The following is a 22,480-nucleotide window of genomic DNA, read 5'->3' as shown; positions in this document are numbered from 1 at the left end:
CTTGACTCGATGCGGCGCCCGCGCGACATCCTCGCCATGATGATTTCGCTCGCTTCCGTTGCGCTTGGCGGCGCCGTCGGCGCAATGCTGCGCTATCTTGCCGGGGTCGCCGTGTTCCGGTTGACCGGGCCGCAGGACTTTCCGCTTGCCGTCATGGGGGTGAACATCCTCGGCTCGTTCCTGATGGGCGTGTTCGTCGTGCTGGCGGCGCAGCGGGGCCTGACCCATCTCGGCCCGCTGGTGGCGGTCGGGTTGCTTGGCGGGTTCACCACGTTTTCGTCGTTCTCGCTGGAAACCATCACCCTGATCGAGCGCGGCGCCCTGTTCGAGGCCATGGCTTACGTTCTTCTTTCGGTCGGGTTGTCGCTGGGCGCGCTGGCGCTTGGCCTTGTGCTGTCGCGCGGGGTGCTGTCATGAGCGGTGGGGTGCAGCGGATCAGGGTCCGCGCGGGCGAGAGCGATCAGCGGCTCGACCGCTGGCTGCGGCGGATGTTTCCGCATGTGACCCAGGGGCGTATCGAGAAACTTTGCCGCAAGGGCGAACTGCGGGTCGATGGCGGCCGCGTCAAGCCGGCGACCCGCCTCGCAGAGGGGCAGGAAGTGCGCATCCCGCCGCTCCCCGCCGCCGACCGCCGCCCGGCGCCGGCGCCGGCGACGATGCGGATCCGCGAGGCCGATGCGGAGATGATCCGCGCCTGCGTGATCCATCGCGACGACCACGTGATCGCGCTGAACAAGCCGGCGGGGCTTGCGGTGCAGGGGGGCAGCGGGCAGGAGATTCATGTGGACGGGCTGCTTCCGGCGCTGCAGTTCGACCGGGACGAACCGCCGCGCCTCGTGCATCGGCTCGACAAGGATACCTCAGGCGTGCTTCTGCTCGCGCGCAGCCGGATGAGCGCCGCCGCCCTGATGCAGCGGTTCCGCGATCGCCGCACGCGCAAGATCTACTGGGCGCTCGTCGCCGGGGTGCCGATGCCGCGAATGGGAACGATCCGTTATGGTCTGGTCAAGGCCGGCGGGCACGGGCCGGGCGGCGAGGGCGAAAAGATGCGCTGCATCCTTCCCGACATGGTGCCCGCTACGGAGGGTGCGAAACATGCGGTGACCGATTACGCGGTGCTGACGGCGGCGGCGCGCCGCTGCGCCTGGATGGCGCTGGTGCCGGTCACCGGCCGCACCCACCAGTTGCGCGCGCATATGGCGGAACTGGGGCATCCGATCATCGGGGATGGCAAATACGGCGGCTCCGGGCAGGACAACCCGGGCGATGGCTGGGGGGCGCAACTGGGCGGCGAGGTCAGCCGCAAGCTGCATCTCCATGCCCGGGCGATCAGCCTCGAACATCCGGTGACGGGAGCGCCGCTCCATGTCGTGGCGCCGCTTCCCGATCATATGCGCCGCACATGGCAGCTGTTCCAGTGGGACGAGCAGGACGTGCCCGAGGATCCCTTCGCGGCGGACGAGTCATGAGCGGCGGCTGGACGCGCAAGCGGTTCTGGGACAACGCGACCGTGACCGGGGCGCCGGACGGCTATCTGATCGAGCTTGACGGGCGACGGGTGAACACGCCGGCGAAACGCCCGCTGCTGGTGCCGACCCGGCGCATGGCCTTGGCGATCGCCGGCGAATGGGCGGCGCAGGGCGATATCATCGCGCCGCTGACCATGCCGGTCACCCGAAGCGCCAATGCCGCCATCGACAAGGTGGCGGTGCAGCGCGAGGAGGTGGCCGCGCTCATCGCCGCGTATGGCGATGCGGATCTTCTCTGTTACCGCGCCGAGGCGCCCGAGGAACTGGTCCGCCGTCAGAGCGAGGCATGGGATCCGCCGCTGTTCTGGGCGGCCGAGACGCTTGGCGCCGCGCTTGAACCCCGGACGGGCGTCATCCATGCGCCGCAGCCGCAGGCGGCGCTCGATGCGCTTTCGGGGCGGGTGCACGGCTATGATGCGTTCCGGCTGGCGGCGCTTCACGATCTTGTCAGCCTCACCGGATCGCTGGTGCTCGGCCTGGCGGCGGCGCTCGACTGGCGCGATGCCGATGATATCTGGCGCCGCTCGCTCGTGGATGAACACTGGCAGCAGGCGCAATGGGGCGCCGATTCCGAGGAGATCGCGCGCGAAGCCATGCGGGAGGCGGCATTCCGGCACGCACGGGATTTCTTCGACATGTGCTGAACCTGCGCCGCAAATGCCCTGCAAAAGCGTCGCAGAGGGCATTCGCCGATGATCTAAGCCTTGACCTTGCTTGATGAATCCGACCACACTCTGGCGAATAATATCATGAGGCGTGGCATAATCCGGCTCGAACCGGAAATGCGCCGAGCAGAGTGCTCCGGGAAACGGGGCCGGTGTATGAGGTCAAGATGGGACGATCCGCACTCATGGGCGCGGTTTTCGTGGCCTTGCTGGTTACGAATGCTTCTGCCGAAAGCACCCCGGGCGAATCCGACACGTCTTTCGTGACTGGCCTGCTGGAAAAGGGCGGACTTTCGGAAGATGCCGACGCGCCGGAAGCCGCCACGCTGGACCGGGTTCGCGAGCGGGCTGCGCTGAACTGCGGCGTTGTGCAGGGAGGCACCGGAGAGACCGCGCCCGGTATCCCGGGCTTTGCCGCTCCCGACACCAATGGCGTCTGGCAGGGGTTCGACGTGGCGCTTTGTCGCGCGCTGGCGGCGGCCATTCTTGATGATCCGATGGCGGTGAACTTCATTCCGACCTCGGCGGAAAACCGTTTCGGCGAACTGGCCGACGGCCGGATCGACCTGCTGGTCGGCACCACCTCCTGGTCGTTCGCCCGGGATGTCGGCGACAAGTTCGATTTCGCGGGCGTCACCTATTACGACGGGCAAGGGTTCATGGTGCCGAAGGAGCGCGGGTTTTCCTCGGTCCGCGATCTCGAGGGCGCGCGGATCTGCGTGCGCTCCGGCACGGCGGATGCGCTTGCGCTCGACGATTATTTTCATCTGAACGACATGGACTATGACAAGGTCCTTGCCGAAAGCAGCCTTGACGCCCAGAAGAAATATCTCGACGGCGAATGCGAGGCCTATACCGGCAACGCCTCGATCCTTGCCGCAACGCGGGCGACGTTCCGCAATTCGCCGGATCACGTCCTGCTGCCCGAACTGATCTCGAAAGAGCCCCGCGGCCCGATGATCCGCCATGACGGCGGCGAATGGGGCGATCTGGTGCGCTGGACGCTTTTCGCGCTGATCGCTGCCGAGGAATACGGAATCACCTCGGCCAATATCAGGGAAATGGCCGAAGGCACCGACAACCCCGAGATCAATCGCCTGCTGGGCAATGCGGGCGACCTTGGCAGGATGCTCGATCTGGATGCGGACTGGGCCGTGCGTGCGATCAAGGTCAACGGCAACTATGGCGAGATTTTCGCCAAGAACATCGGCGAGGAAACCCCGGTTGGCCTGCCGCGCGGGCTGAACGCGCAGTGGAAGGATGGCGGGCTGCTTTACGCGCCGCCGTTCCGCTGAGCGGGCGGTTTGTGAAACGCCCGCATATGGAGCGCCGACTGCGCCTCGGATCGTCCGGCGCCGGCGCTCAGCGGGCAGGCACGGCGCACCGCGCAGCCCCGCTCCATGCAGTCGCGGCCCGGGTCGCTGTCCAGATAGCCGTGACAGGCGTCAAGGTCGTAGCCGTGCCCTGCGCCCAGGGCGCCGACCGGGCAGGCGTCAAGGCAGGGCTTTTCGACGCAGGTCGTGCAGGGCGACCCGGCGGGCGGCGCGGGGAACGCGATCTCGTCTCCGAAATGCAGGGCACCGCGATACGAGATCATGAGCCCGACCGTATCGTGCACGAGCATTCCGACCGGGCTTGAAAAGGCGCGCCCCGACCGCAGCGCCCAGTCGATGAAGGGCGAATAGGGCGGCCCGCCGAAGGGAAACAGCGCCTGTCCGCCGAAACGCCGCGCAAGCGCCCCGACCACCCGCAGCGACCAGCGATCGACCGGATCGGGCGCGCCGTCACCGGCCTCCGGCGCGGCGGAAAAGGCTGTCCAGAAGTCCCGGCCGGCGCCAAGCAGGATCAGCGTGCCGTGATCCACGCCGCGGGCTTCCACGCGGGCAGGATGCAGGGCCCCCATCACGATCAGCCCCTCGGCCAGGGCGGTCCGCTCGATGTCGTCGTAAAGCGGGGCGGTGCTCATCGCGTGTCGGGGCGGATAAGCGTTCCCGCCCCGTGCTCGGTATAAAGTTCGAGCAGGCAGGCATTCGGCGCGCGCCCGTCCAGGATCACCACGGCCCGCACGCCGCCCGCAATCGCCTCGAGCGCGGTCTCGGTCTTGGGGATCATGCCGCCGGTGATCACGCCTTGCTCGGTCAACTGGCGGATATGATCGGCCGTGAGTTCGGTCAGCACCTCGCCGTCGGCATTCTTGACGCCGGCGACATCGGTCAGCAGCAACAGGCGATCGGCCTTGAGCGTGGCGGCAATGGCGCCGGCGGCGCTGTCGCCGTTGATGTTCAGCGTCTCGCCATTGGGGCCGGCGCCGACCGGCGCGATCACCGGGATCATGTCGCTGGCAAACAGCGTATGCAGCAGCCGGGGGTTCATCTCGACCGGCGTGCCGACGAATCCGAGCGCGGGATCGGTGATCACACCGGTCATCAGCCCCCCGTCCTTGCCCGAGATCCCGACCGCCGTTCCGCCCTGACGGTTCACCGCCTGCACGATGCGCTTGTTGACGAGGCCCGAGAGCACCATCTCCACCACCTCGATCGTGGCCGCGTCGGTCACGCGCCGCCCGTTCACGAATTGCGAGGTGACCCCCTGCCGCTCCAGCATGGCATTGATCGCGGGGCCGCCACCGTGAACGATCACCGGGTTCACGCCGACCTGCTGCATCAGCACCACGTCGCGCGCGAAAAGGTCCATCGCCTCGTCGCTCGACATGGCATGGCCGCCAAGCTTGATCACCACCGTGGCGCCATCATAGCGCTGCAGATAGGGAAGGGCGCTCGACAGGGTCTTGGCGGCGGCGATCCAGTTGCGGCTCTGGTCTCTGGTCTTCATGCGGGGTCCGTTCGGGTTTCGGGCGGTGGCAGATGCGGCGGGCGGCCGCTGTCAGGCGAGGCTCGCGATTATACTGCGCAATGTCGCGATTCCATCCCCCCTTTCGGAGGAGGTCAGCACGAGTTCGGGAAAGGCCGCCGGATGCGGCGCCAGCGCCCCGCGCACCTGGGTGAGGACGCGCTCGCGCTCCGCATCGTTGCGGAGCTTGTCGATCTTGGTCAGGACGACCTGGAAGGTGACGGCCGAACTGTCGAGCAGGGCGAGTATCTCCTGATCGACCTTCTTTATGCCGTGGCGGGAATCGATCAGGACAAAGACGCGCCGCAGGGTCGGCCGCCCGGAAAGGTAGCGCCGCAGCAGACGCTGCCATTTCTCCACCACGGGCAAGGGCGCACTGGCATAGCCGTATCCCGGCAGATCGACGATGTAATGGCTGTCGCCAACGGTGAAAAAGTTGATCTCCTGCGTCCGCCCCGGCGTGTTCGAGGCCCGCGCGAGGCTCTTGCGCCCGGTGAGTGCGTTGATCAGGCTCGACTTGCCCACGTTTGAGCGCCCGGCAAAACAGACCTCGACCCGGTCGGCAGCGGGCAGGCCGTCCATGGCCACCACGCCCTTGAGGAAATCGACCGGTCCCGCGAACATCCGGCTTCCGGCCGCAAGCATCGCCTCGTCGGGGTCTTCGGCAAGCGGAAAGGGCATCACCATGGCGTTGTCCATGCGCTGCGATCACGAGCGCCCCGGCCCGGTGCCGCGCCCGGGCGCTGTGCGATGATCATTTCTTTTCAGCCTTGGCCTTGCGCGAAAAGCCGGTCCGGATATTGCCCAAAACGTTCGGTTTGTAGCCCTGAAGCCGCATGATGGCGTATTGCTGCGAGAAGGTGATCGTGTTGTTCGTGATCCAGTAAAGGACCAGCCCGCTGGCAAAGGTTCCCAGCATGAACATGAACACCCAGGGCATCCAGGCCATGATCATCTGCTGCGTCGGGTCCGCGGGGGCCGGGTTCAGCTTTTGCTGCAGCCACATGGAAATCCCGAGCAGAAGCGGCAGGATGCCGATGAAGATCGTCGCCATCAGCGTGCCGGGCTCCGGCGCGCCCCAGGGCAACAGGCCGAAGAAGTTGAAGATCGAGGTCGGGTCCGGGGCGCTCAGATCCTGGAACGGGCCGAAAAACGGCGCGTGGCGCAGTTCGAAGGCGACGAAGATCACCTTGTAGAGCGAAAAGAAGATCGGAACCTGCATCAGGATCGGCAGGCAGCCGGCCGCCGGATTGACCTTTTCCTTCTTGTAGAGCTCCATCATGCCCTGCTGCAGCTTCTGGCGGTCGTCGCCGGCGGCTTCTTTCAGCTTCTGCATCTGCGGCTGGAGTTCCTTCATCCGCGCCATCGACACGTAGGACTTGTAGGCCAGCGGGAACAGCAGCGCCTTGATGATGAGGGTCAGGCTGATGATGGCGATGCCCATGTTGCCGATCAGCTGGTGCAGGTGGTGCAGCAGCCAGAAAATCGGCTTGGTCAGGAAGAAGAACCAGCCCCAGTCGATGCTGTTGATGAAATCCGCGATCCCGTCGCGTTCATAGTCGCGCAGGGTTTCCCACTGCTTGGCGCCGACGAACAGCCGGGTGGTGACCGTTTCGGTCGCGCCGTCGCCGACGCTGACCGTGGGCAGCACCGCTTCGGTCTGATAGATGTCGCGGCCCGGATCGTAGCGGGCGACCGAGCGGAAGGACGCGCCCGGCTGCGGGATCAGCGTCGACATCCAGTAATGATCGGTAAAGCCGATCCAGCCATTGCTTTCGACGCGGGTGGTTTCGGAGCGGATGTCGCCCCCACTTTCCGGCAGGTCGGCCATCTTCTTGTAGCTGACTTCCGAAAGCTTGCCGTCGGCGACGCCGATCATGCCCTCGTGCAGGATGAAGAAATTCTTGAGTTCCGTCGGCTTCCCGTGGCGGCGCAGCAGGCCATAGGGGGCCAGGCTTGCGGTGGCGCCGGAATTGTTCTCGACCGACTGGGTGATGGTGAGCATGAAGTTGCGGTCCACCGAGATCTCCCGGCGGAAGGTCAGCCCCTTGCCATTGTCCCAAACCAGCGTGACCGGGCTGTCAACGCCCAGGACCTCGCCCTTTTCAACCTGCCATTCGGTGTCGGACCCCGGCACGTCCGCCGCGGTCAGGCCGCCGCCGGGCGCCCATCCGTGCACCGCGTAATAGGGCGCATCGCTTCCCGTCGGTTCGAACAGCGCGACGATCGGGGAACTGTCGTCGAGACCGGTGTGGTATTTGCGCAGCGATATGTCGTCGATGCGTCCGCCGATCAGCGACATCGACCCGACGAGATTGGGGGTATCGACCTTTACGCGGGGTTCGTCCGCCGGGTTGCGCCCGGGCTGCTGCGAATCCGGCGTTCCGGTCGCGGTCACGGTTTCGGGGGCGGGTTCCTCGGCTGTGGGGGTCGGGTCCGCCAGGGGCTGCGTGTTCGTGGCCGGCTCGGGTGACGGAGCCTGCTTCTCGGGCGGGAAAAGAAAATACCAGCCGATGATCACGAGAAGGCAGAGCGCTGTCGCGAGGATGAGGTTCTTGTTCTTGTCGTCCATGAGGGAACGGCCACCTGGTGCATGCAATGACAGATGGGGTTCAAACGAGTGTGGCCCCAAACGTCAAGCAGATTCCCCCTTTTGCGGGCTTATGGGGGTGCGGCCCGGAACGGATCCGGCCCGCGCGGCTCCGGGCCGGCCATGGTCCTGATCGCGGGCACGGCGACGATCGAGCGTTCATGCGCGGCGATCCAGTCGAAGGTCTGCTCGAACGGCATGGGGCGGCCGATGCCGAAGCCCTGCACATGGTCGCAGCCCATTTGCGCAAGCAGCGCATGTTCGCCCGGCGTCTCCACCCCTTCGGCCAGGGTTTCGAGCTCCAGCTGCTGCGCCATGGAGAGGATCGCCGCGACAAGACGGCGCTGCCCGCTGTCGCGGTCGATGCGGGAAACAAAGCTGCGGTCGATCTTGATCCGCGAGATCGCAAGCCGGCGGATCGAGGCATGGCCGGTGCCGAAATCGTCAAGATCGATCGCGCAGCCGAGTTCGGCGAGACGGGCGATGTTGCGGATCACGACCTCGTCCGGCGCATAGCTGGCGACGGTCTCGACGATCTCCACCGCGAGCCGGTCGGGGGCCAGATCGAAGCGGTCGAGTTCCCAGGCGATGCGGTCGGCCAGGTCGGGATTGCGCAACTCCCGGCTGGTGAAATTCACCCCGACCCGCGCGATGTTCAGCCCGGCGCGGTCCCAGCCGCGCAGCGCCATGAGCGCATGGCGCAGCATCATGTGGCCAAGCCGCTCGATCTGGCCGGTTTCCAGCAGGACCGGCAGGAAACGGTCGGGCGCAATCATGCCGCGCAACGGGTGCTGCCAGCGGGCGAGCGCCTCGAAACCGGTGATATGGCCGGTGTCGGTCGAGATCTGGGGCTGGAACCAGGCCAGGATCTGTCCGTTCATGAGGGCATGGGTCACCTCATTCTGCATGTCGTGCCGCAGGCGGGTGCTGCGCTGGATGTCCGGCGCATAGGCCCGGATCGCCGAGTTGCCCCCCTGCCGGGCCTCCTCCAGCGCGGCGGTTGCCGCGTCAAACCAGTCGTCGGCATCGCCCCTCGGGGCGCGGCTGCGCAGGCAGAAGCCGATCGAACAGGACAGGTGGATCGAACAGCCATCGAGCGCGATCGCCTCTTCCACCGCGGTCTGGAGCCGGCCGGCAAGCTGGATGCAGAGTTCAAGGTCAAGCTGATGCCCGGGCATGAGCGCGATGGCAAAGCGGTTGTCCCCGAGCCGCGCGATCAGATCGCCGTCGCGCAGCGCCGAGAGGATCCGTTCCCCCGAACGCGCGAGCGCGAGATCGACCGCCGCCTCGCCGTGGAGGGCGCGAAGATCGGAAAGATCGCCGAGTTCCAGCGCGAAACAGGCGGAACGCAGCCCGCTCTCCCCGGTTTCGGCGTAAAGATCGCGCAAGGCCGCATCGAACCCGTCCTCAAGGAGGAAACCCGTCACCCGGTCGCGGAGGATCAGTGTCCCGGGCGGCCGCAGGGCAAGCCGCACGGCGACGATCAGCGGAGCGCCGAGCGCGCTGAGCAGCAGCGCCCGTTCGCCGCCGATCCAGTAGGCGCCGAGGATCAGCGCCGGCAGAAAGGCGAGCAGCAGCGGATCCGCAAGAAACGACAGGGGCCGCAACCGATTGCTGGTCATCGGACCGGCGAAGAACGTCATGGCGGCACCTTTCCTCGACAACATGGGTGTCGGGGACGAGGCTAGGATCCGATCGTCACCGGGATCTTAACGCAAGACCGGAATTTCCGCAGCATTTTCATTAATTTGCCCCGTATCTCCCGTATCCCCCGTTTCTGCCTGGCGCATGAGGCCGGCAAAATCGAACAGGCCGGGGTCCAGCATATGGCTTGGCCGGATGTTCATGAGCGCGTGGAACATGATCTGCCGGCGGCCGGGGCGGTTCGCTTCCCACTGGTCGATCAGCGCCTTTACCTGCTGGCGCTGCAACCCGTCCTGACTGCCGCAGAGATCGCAGGGGATGATCGGATAGCCCATGGCGCGGGCGAAGCGGTCGCAGTCGGCCTCGGCCACATGGGCGAGCGGCCGAAAGACGAAAAGATCGCCGGCCTCGTTCAACAGCTTGGGTGGCATGGTGGCCAGCCGCCCGCCGTGAAAAAGATTCATGAAGAACGTTTCAAGGATGTCGTCGCGATGATGCCCGAGCACCACCGCGCAACAGCCTTCCTCGCGCGCGATCCGGTAAAGATTCCCGCGCCGCAGCCGCGAGCAGAGCGCACAATAGGTGCGCCCCTGCGGCACCTTGTCGACCACCACCGAATAGGTGTCCTGATATTCGATCCGGTGCGGGACGCCCGTCTTGCGCAGGAAATCGGGCAGCACCGTGGCCGGGAATCCGGGCTGACCCTGATCCAGGTTGCAGGCCAGCAGGTCCACCGGCAGCAGGCCGCGCCATTGCAGTTCATGCAGCACCGCAAGCAGCGTATAGCTGTCCTTGCCGCCCGAAAGGCAGACCAGCCAGCGCGCGCGGGGCGCGTCCGCGGCGCGATCGACCATGGCATACTGGTCGATCGCCTCGCGGGTCTGGCGCACGATGCGCTTGCGCAGCTTGCGGAATTCGGTGGTGGCCGGCGCCCCCTCGAAAAGCGGATGGATGGCGGAATCTTCCGGCCTGCGCTGCATGATCTTTCCGTCCGGTTGTGCTGGTTCCCGTTGCGTCAGGCTTTGCCGCCGTCGCGCTTGTCTTCGGTGCGCAGCTCGAAATCCGAGGCATCGTGACGCTCATGCAACTGCTCCGCCGGATCGCCCGAGGTGCGGTTCACCATGCAGCCGCGCCTCACGGCCGGGCGGGCGTCGATCTCCTGCGCCCAGCGCAGCACGTTTTCATAGCTTTCCACATCAAGGAAGGTAGCGGCATCGTAAAGCCGGCCAAGCACAAGCTGCCCGTACCAGGGCCATGTGGCAATGTCGGCGATGGTGTAGGCATCGCCCGCGAGATATGCGCTGCCGGCCAGATGCCGGTCGAGCACGTCAAGCTGGCGCTTGGCTTCCATCGCATAGCGGTTGATCGGATATTCGAGCTTTTCCGGCGCATAGGAATAGAAATGGCCGAAACCGCCGCCCAGGAACGGGGCGCTGCCCATCTGCCAGAACAGCCACGACAGGCATTCGGTGCGGGCGGGAGCGTCCTGCGGCAGAAAGGCCCCGAACTGCTCGGCAAGGTAAACCAGGATCGCGCCGGATTCGAACACCCGCGTCGGGGGTTCGGTGCCGTGATCCATGAGCGCCGGGATCTTCGAGTTCGGATTGACCTCGACAAAGCCGCTGGAGAACTGGTCGCCGTCGCCGATCTGGATCAGCCAGGCGTCATATTCGGCTGCGGAATGGCCGGCGGAGAGCAGTTCCTCGAACATGATCGCGGCCTTGTTGCCGTTCGGGGTGGCAAGCGAATACAGCTGGAAACGATGCGTCCCGACCGGGAGCGCCTTGACATGGGTCGGCCCGGCAACCGGGCGGTTGATGCTGGCGAACCGCCCGCCCGAGTCCTTTTCCTGCTCCCAGGTCCAGACTTCGGGGGGGACATAGGCGGATGTCATCGCTTTGCTCCTTTGTCGGGGTGCGATTGCAGGGATGCGCGCGCGGGCGCGGGCGGCGGCACCGGATCGTGGCCGCAGCCGCCGAGCGGATGACAGCGGGCAATGCGCCGCAGCGCCAGCCAGCCGCCCCGGAACGCACCGTGGGTTTCAAGTGCTTCGAGCGCATAGGCGCTGCAGGTCGGCTGATAGCGGCAGTTGAACCCGACCCATGGCGAAAGCAGCAGCCGATAGGCCCGCACCGGCAGGGCGAGTATCCGGGCCAGCGGGCTCATCAAGCGGACCCGGCCGGGCTGTCCTCGTGCGGCTCGCGCGGGTCGCTTCCGTGCAGGGACGCGAGCGCCCGGCGCAGATCGTCAAGCAACGCCTCGAAAGCGCGCGTCGCGGTCACGTCGCGCCGTCCGATCAGGACATAATCCCAGCCGCATCTGCCGGCTTCGGGCAGGATCTGCCGGGCGGCCTCGCGCAGGCGCCGTTTGGCCCGGTTGCGGGCCACCGCATTGCCGACCTTTTTCGAACAGGTGAACCCGACCCGGATGCCGGTCGCCGGCTCTTGCGCGCGACGCTTGCGGCCCTGCACGATCATGCCGGGGCGGGCATGGTGCCGGGCGCGTGCGGCGCGCAGGAAATCGGCGCGCCGGGTCAGCACGGTGATGGTCGGGTGTGCCGCAGCACGGAACGGCGCGATCGCCGCCGGGGCGGTCGCGGTTGCCTCTGCTGCCGGCTGATGGGTCATGTCCCGGCCGTCCGGCTCAGGCGCTCAGAACCTTCCGGCCACGGGCGCGGCGGGCGGCCAGAATCTTGCGCCCGGCCTTGGTGGCCATGCGCGCGCGAAAACCGTGACGGCGCTTGCGGACCAGATTCGAGGGCTGATAGGTGCGTTTCATCGCTCCGTCTCCAATGGTTCGACCGGGAACGGCGGATCCGCCTCCCGGAATGAGGGTGTTTCGAGTCCCGTCACTTACGCCGCCGCCGGGCGCAAGTCAAACCCTGTGCCATGTTTCCGGCGTCTTTCGGGGCCCTGATCGCCGCGGCGCGCCACGGGCGCCGATCGCGGCAGGCGGACGCCACCCCGCGGCCATGGGCGATGCGGCGGACTCTGTAATCCGGTGCCGCAGTCTGCTACCTCTGTGATCAGCCGCGCGCGGGGAACAACCTGATAAGAGGCGACATGCTGAACACCCTTTCGGGCCGGTTCCTGATCCTGACCACGGTTTTCGTGGTGCTGGCCGAGGTGCTGATCTTCGTGCCGTCGGTGTCGCGCTTTCGCGAGGATTACCTGCGCAGCCGGCTCGAGCGGGCGCAGATCGCCTCGCTTGCGCTGCTGGCCGATCCGCAGCTTGAACTGGACAGTTCGCTCGAGGCCGAGCTGCTGAAGAACGCCGAGGTGTTCAATGTCGTACTCCGCCGCAACGAGGTGCGCCAGCTTGCGCTTGATTCGCCGCTGCCCAAGCCGATCTCGGCCACCTATGACCTGCGCGATCCGGGCACCCTTTCGCTGATCCGCGATGCCATGCTGGTGCTGATGACGCCGGAAAACCGCATTATCCGGGTCATCGACGCGCCGGTGCGGCAGGCGGGCCTTCTGATCGAGATCACCATGGAGACCGCGCCCCTGCGCCGGGCGATGATCGAATACGGGCTGCGCATCCTGCTGCTTTCGGCGGTCACGTCGTTCTTTACCGCGCTGCTTTTGTTCATCGCCGTGCGCCGGTTCCTGCTGCGCCCGATCCGGGGCGGCGTCGAGACCATGCGCCGCTATGCCGCCGCCCCCGAGGACATCCGCGGACTGGTGCAGCCGAGTTCGAGCCTGACCGAACTGCGCGAGGTCGAAGAGGCGATGCTGGCCATGCAGACCCGGATCACCCAGGCGCTGCGGCAGAAGGACCGGCTGGCCCAGCTTGGCGCGGCGGTGGCGAAGATCAGCCATGATCTGCGCAACATCCTCAGCAGCGCGCAGTTGATCGTCGACCGCATCGGCAGCAGCGAGGATCCGGCGGTGCGCCGCCTTGCGCCCAAGCTGGTCCATTCGATCACCCGCGCGGTGAACCTGACCGAGGCGACGCTGGCCTATGGCCGGGCCGAAGAACCGCCGCCGCGTCTGCTGCGGCTGCACCTGGGCGAGATCGTCGATGACGTTTTCGACAGCGAACGCCTTGCGATGTCGGAACAATCCGACATCCGTCTTGTTGCCGATGTCCCCGTCGGGATGATGCTGCGCGCCGATCCCGAACAGTTGCTGCGGGTGCTTGCCAATCTGGTGCGCAATGCCCGGCAAGCGATCGAACAGGGTGGAACCGGGGGCATGATCACCATCACCGCGCGCGAGGAGGGCGAAAACTGCGTGATCCGCATCGCCGATACCGGCCCCGGGCTGCCGCGCAAGGCGCAGGAAAACCTGTTCACCCCGTTTCAGGGCGGTGCGCGCAAGGGGGGCACCGGGCTTGGCCTCGCGATCGCGGCGGAACTCGTGCGCGGACATGGCGGGCGGCTGGAACTTGAACGCACGAGCGAGACTGGTACGGTCTTTCGCATCATTCTGCCGCTCGGCGCGAGCCGCGAGCCGATCACCTGAGACGCAGCGCGCTTTGAGGTGCGTTCCCTGTGCTCGGGGCGATGCGGGAACCCGGCCGGGGTCACGTTGACGTGCGGCTGCGGCAGGAGGGCGCAGGGTTGATTTCGGTCAAGGCGACAGCGGGGCACGACAACTAGGAAGACGCCAACGACAAGCCGCACCGGCAAGAAGATTGGAGAAGCTCACTTGCGAGAACCGATTCCGGCCATTCGTTACTGCATCGCGGTCCTCGCGCTTCTGCTGCTGTCGATGCTGCCGGCTGGCGCGAGCGAACTCGAGCGGCTGATGCCGCGTATCGACCCGACCGAACTCGCACCCGATGCGACGGGGATCGGCCCGGTCAGCAAGGACGCCCCGGTCGCGCCGCTGCTCAAGGGCAGCGACACCATCGGCTGGGTCTTCGTCACGTCCGATTTCGTCGGCACCACCGGCTATTCGGGGCGGCCGATCCATGTCGCCGCTGCCGTGTCGCCCGATGCGGTCATCACCGGCGCCCAGCTTGTCGAACATGGTGAACCCATCGTGCTGATCGGCATCCCGGAATCGAAGGTCGTGACGATGATCCGGGGCTACACCGGCACCGATCTGAAGGCGCAGGCGGCGGGCGAGGTGGCCCATGACCTTGATATCATCTCGGGTGCGACCGTAACGGTGCGGGTGATCGACGATTCGCTTCTGCGGGCCGGGGTCAGGGTTGCGCGGACGCTGGGGCTGGGCGGGCTTTCGACATCGGGCACCGCCGCGGGGCCGGAGCGTGAAATCGACCTTTCCGCCGAGGCCCCCGACAGTTGGGAAGAGCTTCTTGGCGACGGCACCGTTCGCCGTCTCACGCTCGATGTCGGACAGATCAATGAGGCCTTCGAGGAAACCGGCGACGAGCGCGCCGCCGCCCGGCCCGAGCGGGGCGAGCCGGACGACAGCTTTGTCGACATGAATGTGGCGCTGGTCAGCGTGCCGGCGATCGGCAAGGCGCTGCTTTCGGAAAACGACTATCGCAACCTTGCCAACTGGCTGGAGGAGGGCGAGCAGGCGATACTCGTGACCGGAAGCGGGCGGTATTCCTTCAAGGGCTCGGGCTATGTGCGCGGGGGCATTTTCGATCGCATCAGCCTGCACCAGGGCGACCAGACGATCCGCTTCCATGACCGGCAGCACCGCCGGGTTAGCCGGCTCGCGCCGGCGGATGCGCCGCGCTTCCGCGAGATGGACCTGTTCAAGATCCGCGCCGACGAGGGGTTCGACCCGACCGAGCCGTTCGAGATCGAGCTTCTGGTATCGCGCGAGGTCGGACCCGTCGACAAGTCATTCCTGACCTTCAATCTGGGCTATGGCCTGCCCGAGGACTATCTGACGCCGGTCACGGTCGAGACCCCGGCCACCGCGCTCGAGGTCAGCGAGGAAGAGGCCGCCGCCAAGCGCGCGCTCTGGCAGCGCATCTGGAAGGATCGCGCGGTCGAGATCGGCGTGCTGGTGGCGATGCTCCTGGCGCTGACGGGGGGCTTTTTCTTCCAGTTCCAGATCACCCGGCACGAGCGGCTGTTCTACTGGCTGCGCATGTCGTTCCTGACCATGACGCTGTTCTTCATCGGCTGGTATGCGACGGCGCAGCTTTCGGTGGTGAACCTGATCGCGCTAGGCGCTTCGCTGCGCAGCGGTTTTACCTGGGATGCGTTCCTGCTCGACCCGCTGGTGTTCATCCAGTGGTTCGCGGTCGCCGCCTCGCTGATCTTCTGGGGCCGGGGGGCCTATTGCGGATGGCTCTGCCCGTTCGGGGCGCTGCAGGAACTCAGCAACCAGATCGCCCGGGCGCTCAAGGTGCCGCAATGGACCCTGCCCTGGAGCCTGCACGAGCGGCTCTGGCCGGTGAAATACATCCTGTTCCTCGGGCTGTTCGGGGCCTCGCTCTATTCGGTCACGCTTTCGGAGCGGCTGGCCGAGGTCGAACCCTTCAAGACGGCGATCATCCTCAAGTTCCTGCGCGACTGGCCCTTCGTCGTCTATGCGCTGGTGCTGCTGGTGATCGGCCTGTTCATCGAACGGTTCTACTGCCGCTATCTGTGTCCGCTGGGCGCGGCTCTGGCCATTCCGGCCCGGATCCGCATGTTCGACTGGCTGCGCCGCTACAAGGAATGCGGCAATCCCTGCCAGACCTGCGCCAACGAATGCCCGGTGCAGGCGATCCACCCCACGGGCGAGATCAACCCCAACGAATGTATCCACTGCCTGCATTGCCAGGTGCTTTATCAGTCGCCGGTCAAATGCCCGGTGGTCATCCGACGGCTGCGCCGCCGCGCCTCGGTCGGAAAGGTGAGCGACGATTTACTTCAGAAAGGGGCGGCCGGTTGAGCCGCTTCACAAGCCCGACCAGGAATAGGAGAGTCAAACCAATGTCCGAAAAGTTCAAGAAGCTGGTCATGACGCGACGCGGCATGCTCGGCGCAACCGCCACAGGAGCGGTGCTGGCCTCGACCGGAGTCGGAAGCACCATGCTCGGCGCCCGCAGCGCCAGCGCGCAGGCGAACGGCCAGAAATTCGAGCTCGCCCCCGGAGAGCTTGACGATTACTACTGCATCGCCTCGTCCGGCCAGACCGGCGAGGTGCGGATTCTCGGATTCCCCACCATGCGGGAACTCGTGCGCATTCCGGTGTTCAACCGCTGCTCGGCCACGGGCTGGGGCCAGACCAATGAATCGCTCAAGGTGCTGACCGAAGGCCTGCTGCCCGAGACCCGCGAGTTCCTCGCCAAGCAGGGCAAGAAAACCTACGACAACGGTGACCTGCACCACCCGCACATGTCCTTTACCGACGGCGTCTATGACGGGCGTTACATCTTCGTGAACGACAAGGCGAACACGCGTATCGCGCGGATCCGCTGCGACGTGATGAAATGCGACAAGATCATCGAGATCCCGAACGCCGCCACCATCCACGGCCTGCGGGTGCAGCGCTACCCGCGCACCGGCTATGTCATCGGCAACGGCGAATTCGAGACGCCGATCGTCAACGACGGTTCGGTGCTGGACGAGCCGGAAAAATACGTGAGCTTCTTCACCGCCGTGGACGGTGACGAGATGAAGGTCGCCTGGCAGGTGATCGTCTCGGGCAACCTCGACAACACCTCGACCGATTATCAGGGAAAATACTTCTTCTCGACCAGCTATAACGACCAGAACGGGATGAACCTGGCCGAGATGTCGGAGCAGGAGGTGAACCACGTCGTCGTTTTCAACGTCAAGGAGATCGAGAAAGGTGTCGAATCCGGCGATGTCGAGGTGCTGAACGGCGTGCCGGTGATCGACGGGCGCAAGGGGCAGAACAAGAAATACACCCGTTATATTCCGGTTCCCAACAGCCCGCATGGCTGCAACACCTCGCCCGACGGCAATTACGTCATCGCCGCAGGCAAGCTTTCGCCCACCTGTTCGGTGATCGACGTGCGCAAGCTCGATGCGCTGTTCGAGGAAGACGCCGACCCGAGCAGCGCCATCGTCGCCGAACCCCAGCTTGGGCTCGGGCCGCTTCACACCGCGTTTGACGGCCGCGGCAACGCCTACACGACGCTGTTCATCGACAGCCAGATCGTCAAATGGAACATCGACGCCGCGATCCGTGCCCATGCAGGCGAGGACGTGGATCCGATCATCCAGAAGCTCGACGTGCATTATCAGCCGGGCCACAACCACAGTTCCATGGGCGAAACCAAGGATGCCGATGGCAAGTGGCTGCTGTCGCTCAACAAGTTCTCGAAAGACCGGTTCCTGAACGTGGGGCCGCTCAAGCCCGAGAACGACCAGCTGATCGACATTTCGGGCGACGAGATGAAGCTCGTGCATGACGGGCCGTCCTTTGCCGAGCCCCATGACGTCACCATCGTGCGTGCCGACATCATCAACCCCGTGGATGTCTGGGACCGCGAGGATCCGATGTTCGAGGAGGCCCGCAAGCAGGCCGAGGCCGACGGGGTCGACCTTGACTGGGGCCATGACGAGCTGATCCGCGACGGCAACAAGGTGCGGGTCTACATGTCCTCGGTGGCGCCGCAGTTCAGCCTTGAAAAGTTCACGGTGAAACAGGGCGACGAAGTGACCGTCTATATCACCAACATGGACGACATCGACGACCTGACCCACGGTTTCACCATCAACAACTATGGTGTCGCCATGGAGGTCGGGCCGCAGGCGACCGCCTCGGTCACCTTCACCGCCGACCGTCCGGGCGTGCACTGGTATTACTGCCAGTGGTTCTGCCATGCGCTGCACATGGAAATGCGCGGCCGCATGCTGGTCGAACCGGCGGAGGCCTGAGCCGATGCGCGGCCTTCTTGCTCTTGGTGCGCTGGTCCTGCTGCCGTCCTTCGGGGCGGCGGCGGTGATCGACGTGAGTCCGGGCGAGGGGGCCATCGCGGCGGCGCTTGCCGGGGCCGACGAGGGCGATACGCTGCGCCTCGGCCCCGGTATTTACCGTGAATCGCTTGTGCTCGATCACCCCGTGACGCTCGACGGGGGCGGCCGCGCCACGCTGCAGGGAACCGGCGACGGCAGCACCATCACGGTGACCGGCCCCGATGTGGTCGTGCGCGGGCTGATCATCAGCGGCTCGGGATCGAGCCACGAAACCATTGATTCCGGTGTGCAACTGACCAAGACCGCGGATCGTGCGGTGGTCGAGAACAACGTCCTGCTCGGCAATCTCTATGGCGTCGATATTCACGGCGCGAAGGAGTCGATCGTGCAGGACAACATCATCCGCGGCCGGCGCGACCGGCACATGAACCGGCGCGGCAACGGTGTCTATGTCTGGAACGCGCCGGGCGCGCAGGTGGTCGGCAATGACATCATGTGGGGGCGCGACGGGATCTTCATCAACACGTCGAAGCAGAACAGCTTCCGCGACAACACATTCCGCGACCTGCGCTTTGCCGTCCATTACATGTACGCCAACAATTCCGAGGTCTCGGGAAACCGCTCGATCGGCAATGACCTTGGTTATGCGATCATGTTCTCGGACCGGGTGCGGGTGCGCGACAACCTTTCGCGGAACGACCGCGAACACGGGGTGCTGCTGAACTATGCCAACCATGCCGAGATCACCGGGAATATCGTGCAGAACGTGCAGGAAAAATGCCTGTTCGTCTATAACGCCCACAAGAACCTGATTTCGGGAAACCGCTTTGAAGGCTGCGGCATCGGCATCCATTTCACCGCCGGGTCCGAGCGCAACACGGTCACGGAAAACGCGTTCATCGGCAATCGCAACCAGGTGAAATATGTGGCGACCACCTGGGTCGAGTGGTCCGAGGACGGGCGCGGCAACTACTGGAGCGATTTCGCCGCTTATGACGTGGATGGCGACGGCATCGCCGACATGCCGTATCGTCCCAATGACAGCATGGATCACGTGCTCTGGACCCAGCCGGCGGCGAAATTGCTGCTCGGCTCGCCGGCGATGCAGCTTGTCCGCTGGTCGCAGTCGGCCTTTCCGGCGCTGCTGCCGGGCGGGGTGCAGGACAGCGCGCCGCTGATGCGCCCGCCGGCAGCCGTGATCCCCGAAGGTGGAGGCCAGGGATAATGTGCGACATCCTGACCATCGAACACATCGACAAATGGCGCGGCAAAGCGCAGGTGCTGCGCGGCGTGAACCTGAACGTGGCGGCGGGAGAGCGCGTTGCCCTGCTTGGCCACAACGGCGCGGGCAAGACCACGCTGATGAAGGCGATCCTTGGTCTGACCCGCACCGGCGGGGGGCGGATCAGTATCGACGGCGCCGCGCCGGGAAGCGCACAGGCACGCCGCAAGATCGCCTATCTGCCGGAATCGGTTGCCTTTCACAAATCCCTGACCGGGCGCGAACAGCTCGTGCTGTTTGCGCGCCTTGCCGGTGTCGGCCGCAACGACTGCGCCGCGCTGCTGGAACGGGTCGGGCTGGCCGGGGCGGCCGACCGGCGCATCGGCACCTATTCCAAGGGGATGCGCCAGCGGCTCGGGCTTGCGCAGGTGCTGCTCGGGCGCCCGAAGCTTGCGCTGCTCGACGAGCCGACCAGCGGACTTGATCCCATTTCGCGCCACGACCTTTACGCCATCATCGACGAACTGGCCGGGCAGGGCACGGCGGTGCTGATCGCCAGCCATTCCCTGACCGAGGTCGAGGCCCGCACCGATCGCATCGCCATCATGCGCCGGGGCGAAGTGGTCGCGGACGACACGCTTGCGCGCTTGACCGAAACCGCCCGCCTGCCGATCCGCATCCGGGTCGAGGCGGCGCGGGAGAGCGCCGACCTGATCGCGACCAAGCTCGACGGCACGCGGATGAACGGAGCGCGGGTGGATCTGGTCTGCCCGCCGTCGCAGAAGATGGAACAACTGCGCCGGATCGCGGCGCTGGGCGATGGGGTGCTCGATGTCGATGTGATCGCGCCGCGCCTTGAAGAACTCTACCGCCATTATTCAGAGGGAGAGGCGCAATGATCACCCGTATCCTCGCCGTGGCCGCGACCGAGGCGCGGATCGCGCTGCGCAACCGCTGGGTGTTCGTGGCGACGCTGATCATGGTGCTGTTCGCGCTCGCGCTCACCTTTGCCGGCAGCGCGCCGACGGGAACGCTCGGGGTCGATCTGCTGACGGTCGCGGTGGCGTCGATGACCACGCTTTCGGTCTATCTCGCGCCGCTGCTGGCGCTCATGATCGCGTTCGACGCCGTCGCGGGCGAGGCCGAGCGCGGCAGCCTCGCGCTTCTGCTGTCCTATCCGGTCAGCCGCGCCGAACTGCTGCTTGGAAAATTCCTTGCCCATACCGGCGCGCTGGCCTTTGCCATGACCGTCGGTTTCGGCACCGCGGGCGCTGTGGCCGCGGCCATGGGCGATGCGAGCGGTGAAAGCCTGATCGCGCTCCTGCGGCTGATCGTGACATCCGTGATCCTTGGCGCGGGGTTCCTTGCCATCGGCTATGCGCTTTCGGCGCTTTCGGGCAGCGCCACCGTCGCGGCCGGCCTTGCCGCGGGGGCCTGGCTGGTCCTGGTGGTGCTTTACGACCTCGGCCTGCTCGGGGCGGTGGTGCTGGATGCGGGCGGGACGTTCACGCAGCGGGTTTTCCCCTGGCTCATGATGGCGAATCCGGCGGATGCGTTCCGGCTCTGGAACTTCGCCGCGTCAGAAAACCTTGCGCTTGCCTCGGGCATGGCGGGAGCGGCCAAGGGCCTGCCGGTCTGGGCGGCGCCGCTCTCGGCGCTGCTCTGGCCGCTGATCGGGCTCGGGCTTGCGCGGCTTGCACTGGCGAGGGTCGAACCATGAAGCGTGCGCTGCTGCTGGTCCTCCTGCTGGCCGCCTGCCGCGAAGACGACGCGGAGATGCCGGATCCGGTTGCCTTCAACGAGGAAACGATTGCCCATTTCTGCCAGATGAACATCGCCGAACATGGCGGGCCCAAGGGGCAGATCCACCTTGAGGGTTATCCCGATCCGCTGTTCTTTGCGCAGGTGCGCGACATGGTTGCCTATCTCAAGGCACCCGAACGCGACGCGCGGATCACCGCCACCTATGTCAGCGATATGGGCGCGGCCAAGGCATGGAGCGAACCCGGCGCGATGAACTGGATCGACGCCACCGATGCCGTCTTTGTCGTCGGCGCCCCGGTGCGCGGCGGCATGGGCGCGCCCGAGATCGTGCCCTTTGCCAAGGTCGAGGATGCGGAGGCCTTCATCGCCCGTTACGGGGGCGGAGCGATGCCGCTCGACGAGGTTCCGCCCGAGGCGGCTTTCGCCCCCGTCGATCTGGACATGCAACTGGAGGAGCCGTCATGACACGCCCCCTGAACCGCCGCCGCTTTCTGACGATTTCCGCAAGCGCGCTGGTCCTGCCGCTGATGCCGCGGTTTGCACAGGCACAGCTTCCGGTGGCCGAATGGCGCGGAACGGCGCTGGGCGCCGGGGCGACGATGAAGCTGGCCGGGCTCGAAGGCGCCGCCGCGCAGGATGTGTTCCGCAAGGTCGAGGCAGAGGTTGCGCGGCTCGAGGCGATCTTCAGCCTTTACCGCCCCGATTCAGCGCTGGTGCGGCTGAACCGCGACGGGCACCTCGCCCAACCGCCGGCGGAGATGCTGGAACTGCTGACGCTCGCCGGCGCGGTCCATGCCAGCACCGATGGCGCCTTCGATCCGACCGTCCAGCCGCTCTGGGCGGCCTATGCGGAAAGCCGGGGCCGGCCGGAGGAGGGGGCGCGCGAAGCGGCGCGCGCGCATGTCGGCTGGGCGGATCTGCGCCTCGCGCCGGATCTGGTCGAATTTTCCAGGCCCGGCATGGGGCTCACGCTGAACGGTATCGCGCAGGGCTATATCACCGACCGGATCGCGGCGCTGCTGCGGGCGCAGGGATTGGGCGATGTACTGATCGACATGGGCGAAATCGTGGCGCGCGGCGAGCGCCCGGGCGGCGGGCCGTGGGAGGCCGGCATCGCCACACCGGAGGGCGAACTCGTCGGGCGTCTCGTGCTGGATGACCGTGCGCTGGCGACATCGGCGCCGCTTGGCACGACACTCGATTCCGAGGGGCGGGTCGGCCATATCATCGACCCGGCAACCGGCCGGCCGACCACGGCGCGCCGGCTGGTTTCGGTCAGCGCAGGCACGGCCGCACTTGCCGATGCGCTCTCGACCGCCTTCTGCAGCATGACGGATCAAACGGCGATCGACCGCGCCCTTGCGCTGCATAAGGGGGCGCGGCTCGAACATATCGCCTGAGACCGGC

22 protein-coding genes are annotated in these 22,480 nt (G+C 66.1%); 12 read left to right on the top strand and 10 right to left on the bottom strand.

The window, feature by feature from the left end; genetic code table 11:
• Window positions 1-9 precede the first annotated feature (9 nt).
• The 4 genes from crcB (at window position 10) to B0B01_RS05290 (ending at window position 3,489) form a co-directional block, all read left to right on the top strand.
• The gene (crcB, locus tag B0B01_RS05305) at window positions 10-417 is read left to right on the top strand and encodes a fluoride efflux transporter CrcB (protein WP_407675222.1); all 408 of its coding nucleotides are present in this window, start codon (window positions 10-12) and stop codon (window positions 415-417) included.
• Window positions 414-1,469: an RluA family pseudouridine synthase gene (locus B0B01_RS05300; RefSeq protein ID WP_076648396.1), complete on the top strand. Its 1,056-nt coding sequence runs from the start codon at window positions 414-416 to the stop codon at window positions 1,467-1,469. The genes crcB and B0B01_RS05300 overlap by 4 nt, the downstream gene beginning before the upstream one ends.
• The gene (locus B0B01_RS05295; RefSeq protein WP_076648394.1) at window positions 1,466-2,173 is read left to right on the top strand and encodes an ATP12 family chaperone protein; all 708 of its coding nucleotides are present in this window, start codon (window positions 1,466-1,468) and stop codon (window positions 2,171-2,173) included. The genes B0B01_RS05300 and B0B01_RS05295 overlap by 4 nt, the downstream gene beginning before the upstream one ends.
• 188 nt (window positions 2,174-2,361) lie before the next feature.
• Complete coding sequence (locus B0B01_RS05290; protein WP_234967709.1) at window positions 2,362-3,489, top strand: amino acid ABC transporter substrate-binding protein; 1,128 nt, start codon at window positions 2,362-2,364, stop codon at window positions 3,487-3,489.
• Here B0B01_RS05290 and B0B01_RS05285 read toward each other — a convergent pair.
• From B0B01_RS05285 to rpmH, 10 genes are all read right to left on the bottom strand, one after another.
• Window positions 3,468-4,160, bottom strand: coding sequence for a ferredoxin (locus tag B0B01_RS05285; RefSeq protein WP_076648392.1), 693 nt, complete (start codon window positions 4,158-4,160; stop codon window positions 3,468-3,470). The genes B0B01_RS05290 and B0B01_RS05285 overlap by 22 nt on opposite strands.
• Window positions 4,157-5,026: an acetylglutamate kinase gene (gene argB / locus B0B01_RS05280; RefSeq protein ID WP_076648390.1), complete on the bottom strand. Its 870-nt coding sequence runs from the start codon at window positions 5,024-5,026 to the stop codon at window positions 4,157-4,159. Before argB ends, B0B01_RS05285 begins: the two co-directional genes overlap by 4 nt.
• Before the next feature lie 51 nt (window positions 5,027-5,077).
• Window positions 5,078-5,731: a ribosome biogenesis GTP-binding protein YihA/YsxC gene (gene yihA / locus B0B01_RS05275; RefSeq protein WP_076650069.1), complete on the bottom strand. Its 654-nt coding sequence runs from the start codon at window positions 5,729-5,731 to the stop codon at window positions 5,078-5,080.
• A 67-nt stretch (window positions 5,732-5,798) separates the two neighbouring features.
• The gene (gene yidC / locus B0B01_RS05270) at window positions 5,799-7,616 is read right to left on the bottom strand and encodes a membrane protein insertase YidC (RefSeq protein WP_076648388.1); all 1,818 of its coding nucleotides are present in this window, start codon (window positions 7,614-7,616) and stop codon (window positions 5,799-5,801) included.
• An 89-nt stretch (window positions 7,617-7,705) separates the two neighbouring features.
• Window positions 7,706-9,277: a putative bifunctional diguanylate cyclase/phosphodiesterase gene (locus tag B0B01_RS05265; protein ID WP_083946059.1), complete on the bottom strand. Its 1,572-nt coding sequence runs from the start codon at window positions 9,275-9,277 to the stop codon at window positions 7,706-7,708.
• A gap of 66 nt (window positions 9,278-9,343) precedes the next feature.
• Window positions 9,344-10,258: a tRNA 2-thiocytidine(32) synthetase TtcA gene (gene ttcA, locus B0B01_RS05260; protein WP_076648386.1), complete on the bottom strand. Its 915-nt coding sequence runs from the start codon at window positions 10,256-10,258 to the stop codon at window positions 9,344-9,346.
• A gap of 35 nt (window positions 10,259-10,293) precedes the next feature.
• Window positions 10,294-11,172: a glutathione-dependent disulfide-bond oxidoreductase gene (gene yghU, locus B0B01_RS05255; RefSeq protein ID WP_076648384.1), complete on the bottom strand. Its 879-nt coding sequence runs from the start codon at window positions 11,170-11,172 to the stop codon at window positions 10,294-10,296.
• A complete protein-coding gene (gene yidD / locus B0B01_RS05250) occupies window positions 11,169-11,444 on the bottom strand; it encodes a membrane protein insertion efficiency factor YidD (protein ID WP_076648382.1) in 276 nt (91 codons plus the stop codon). Before yidD ends, yghU begins: the two co-directional genes overlap by 4 nt.
• Window positions 11,444-11,905, bottom strand: coding sequence for a ribonuclease P protein component (gene rnpA, locus B0B01_RS05245; RefSeq protein WP_083946057.1), 462 nt, complete (start codon window positions 11,903-11,905; stop codon window positions 11,444-11,446). The genes yidD and rnpA overlap by 1 nt, the downstream gene beginning before the upstream one ends.
• Window positions 11,906-11,921: 16 nt before the next feature.
• Window positions 11,922-12,056 (bottom strand): 50S ribosomal protein L34, encoded by a 135-nt coding sequence (rpmH, locus tag B0B01_RS05240; protein ID WP_076648380.1) that lies wholly within the window; start codon window positions 12,054-12,056, stop codon window positions 11,922-11,924.
• 284 nt (window positions 12,057-12,340) lie between these two features.
• Here rpmH and B0B01_RS05235 point away from each other — a divergent pair, with 284 nt between their 5' ends.
• From B0B01_RS05235 to B0B01_RS05200, 8 genes are all read left to right on the top strand, one after another.
• Entirely contained in the window at window positions 12,341-13,744 is a 1,404-nt protein-coding gene (locus B0B01_RS05235; protein WP_076648378.1) for a sensor histidine kinase, read from the top strand.
• A gap of 249 nt (window positions 13,745-13,993) precedes the next feature.
• Complete coding sequence (locus B0B01_RS05230) at window positions 13,994-16,090, top strand: NosR/NirI family protein (RefSeq protein ID WP_076650066.1); 2,097 nt, start codon at window positions 13,994-13,996, stop codon at window positions 16,088-16,090.
• 41 nt (window positions 16,091-16,131) lie between these two features.
• On the top strand, window positions 16,132-18,048 hold the full coding sequence (nosZ, locus tag B0B01_RS05225) for a TAT-dependent nitrous-oxide reductase (RefSeq protein WP_076648376.1): 1,917 nt from the start codon (window positions 16,132-16,134) through the stop codon (window positions 18,046-18,048).
• A 4-nt stretch (window positions 18,049-18,052) separates the two neighbouring features.
• Entirely contained in the window at window positions 18,053-19,312 is a 1,260-nt protein-coding gene (locus B0B01_RS05220) for a nitrous oxide reductase family maturation protein NosD (protein ID WP_076648374.1), read from the top strand.
• Window positions 19,312-20,208, top strand: a complete 897-nt coding sequence (locus B0B01_RS05215) for an ABC transporter ATP-binding protein (RefSeq protein WP_076648371.1) — start codon at window positions 19,312-19,314, stop codon at window positions 20,206-20,208. The genes B0B01_RS05220 and B0B01_RS05215 overlap by 1 nt, the downstream gene beginning before the upstream one ends.
• Window positions 20,208-21,029: an ABC transporter permease gene (locus B0B01_RS05210; protein WP_076650064.1), complete on the top strand. Its 822-nt coding sequence runs from the start codon at window positions 20,208-20,210 to the stop codon at window positions 21,027-21,029. The genes B0B01_RS05215 and B0B01_RS05210 overlap by 1 nt, the downstream gene beginning before the upstream one ends.
• Complete coding sequence (locus tag B0B01_RS05205) at window positions 21,026-21,538, top strand: nitrous oxide reductase accessory protein NosL (RefSeq protein WP_076648370.1); 513 nt, start codon at window positions 21,026-21,028, stop codon at window positions 21,536-21,538. The genes B0B01_RS05210 and B0B01_RS05205 overlap by 4 nt, the downstream gene beginning before the upstream one ends.
• Window positions 21,535-22,473: an FAD:protein FMN transferase gene (locus B0B01_RS05200; RefSeq protein ID WP_200805406.1), complete on the top strand. Its 939-nt coding sequence runs from the start codon at window positions 21,535-21,537 to the stop codon at window positions 22,471-22,473. Before B0B01_RS05205 ends, B0B01_RS05200 begins: the two co-directional genes overlap by 4 nt.
• Window positions 22,474-22,480 lie beyond the last annotated feature (7 nt).

It is taken from the genome of Pontibaca methylaminivorans (assembly GCF_900156525.1).
GTDB lineage: Bacteria > Pseudomonadota > Alphaproteobacteria > Rhodobacterales > Rhodobacteraceae > Pontibaca > Pontibaca methylaminivorans.
This window is presented reverse-complemented; position numbering and strand designations above follow the sequence as displayed.

What these genes read in the sequence shown, in the direction of transcription:
- crcB (WP_407675222.1), top strand. Translation starts at nt 10, where the DNA reads ATGCGGCGCCCGCGCGACATCCTCGCCATGATGATTTCGCTCGCTTCC.
- B0B01_RS05300 (WP_076648396.1), top strand. Translation starts at nt 414, where the DNA reads ATGAGCGGTGGGGTGCAGCGGATCAGGGTCCGCGCGGGCGAGAGCGAT.
- B0B01_RS05295 (WP_076648394.1), top strand. Translation starts at nt 1,466, where the DNA reads ATGAGCGGCGGCTGGACGCGCAAGCGGTTCTGGGACAACGCGACCGTG.
- B0B01_RS05290 (WP_234967709.1), top strand. Translation starts at nt 2,362, where the DNA reads ATGGGACGATCCGCACTCATGGGCGCGGTTTTCGTGGCCTTGCTGGTT.
- B0B01_RS05285 (WP_076648392.1), bottom strand. Translation starts at nt 4,160, where the DNA reads ATGAGCACCGCCCCGCTTTACGACGACATCGAGCGGACCGCCCTGGCC.
- argB (WP_076648390.1), bottom strand. Translation starts at nt 5,026, where the DNA reads ATGAAGACCAGAGACCAGAGCCGCAACTGGATCGCCGCCGCCAAGACC.
- yihA (WP_076650069.1), bottom strand. Translation starts at nt 5,731, where the DNA reads ATGGTGATGCCCTTTCCGCTTGCCGAAGACCCCGACGAGGCGATGCTT.
- yidC (WP_076648388.1), bottom strand. Translation starts at nt 7,616, where the DNA reads ATGGACGACAAGAACAAGAACCTCATCCTCGCGACAGCGCTCTGCCTT.
- B0B01_RS05265 (WP_083946059.1), bottom strand. Translation starts at nt 9,277, where the DNA reads ATGACGTTCTTCGCCGGTCCGATGACCAGCAATCGGTTGCGGCCCCTG.
- ttcA (WP_076648386.1), bottom strand. Translation starts at nt 10,258, where the DNA reads ATGCAGCGCAGGCCGGAAGATTCCGCCATCCATCCGCTTTTCGAGGGG.
- yghU (WP_076648384.1), bottom strand. Translation starts at nt 11,172, where the DNA reads ATGACATCCGCCTATGTCCCCCCCGAAGTCTGGACCTGGGAGCAGGAA.
- yidD (WP_076648382.1), bottom strand. Translation starts at nt 11,444, where the DNA reads ATGAGCCCGCTGGCCCGGATACTCGCCCTGCCGGTGCGGGCCTATCGG.
- rnpA (WP_083946057.1), bottom strand. Translation starts at nt 11,905, where the DNA reads ATGACCCATCAGCCGGCAGCAGAGGCAACCGCGACCGCCCCGGCGGCG.
- rpmH (WP_076648380.1), bottom strand. Translation starts at nt 12,056, where the DNA reads ATGAAACGCACCTATCAGCCCTCGAATCTGGTCCGCAAGCGCCGTCAC.
- B0B01_RS05235 (WP_076648378.1), top strand. Translation starts at nt 12,341, where the DNA reads ATGCTGAACACCCTTTCGGGCCGGTTCCTGATCCTGACCACGGTTTTC.
- B0B01_RS05230 (WP_076650066.1), top strand. Translation starts at nt 13,994, where the DNA reads ATGCTGCCGGCTGGCGCGAGCGAACTCGAGCGGCTGATGCCGCGTATC.
- nosZ (WP_076648376.1), top strand. Translation starts at nt 16,132, where the DNA reads ATGTCCGAAAAGTTCAAGAAGCTGGTCATGACGCGACGCGGCATGCTC.
- B0B01_RS05220 (WP_076648374.1), top strand. Translation starts at nt 18,053, where the DNA reads ATGCGCGGCCTTCTTGCTCTTGGTGCGCTGGTCCTGCTGCCGTCCTTC.
- B0B01_RS05215 (WP_076648371.1), top strand. Translation starts at nt 19,312, where the DNA reads ATGTGCGACATCCTGACCATCGAACACATCGACAAATGGCGCGGCAAA.
- B0B01_RS05205 (WP_076648370.1), top strand. Translation starts at nt 21,026, where the DNA reads ATGAAGCGTGCGCTGCTGCTGGTCCTCCTGCTGGCCGCCTGCCGCGAA.
- B0B01_RS05200 (WP_200805406.1), top strand. Translation starts at nt 21,535, where the DNA reads ATGACACGCCCCCTGAACCGCCGCCGCTTTCTGACGATTTCCGCAAGC.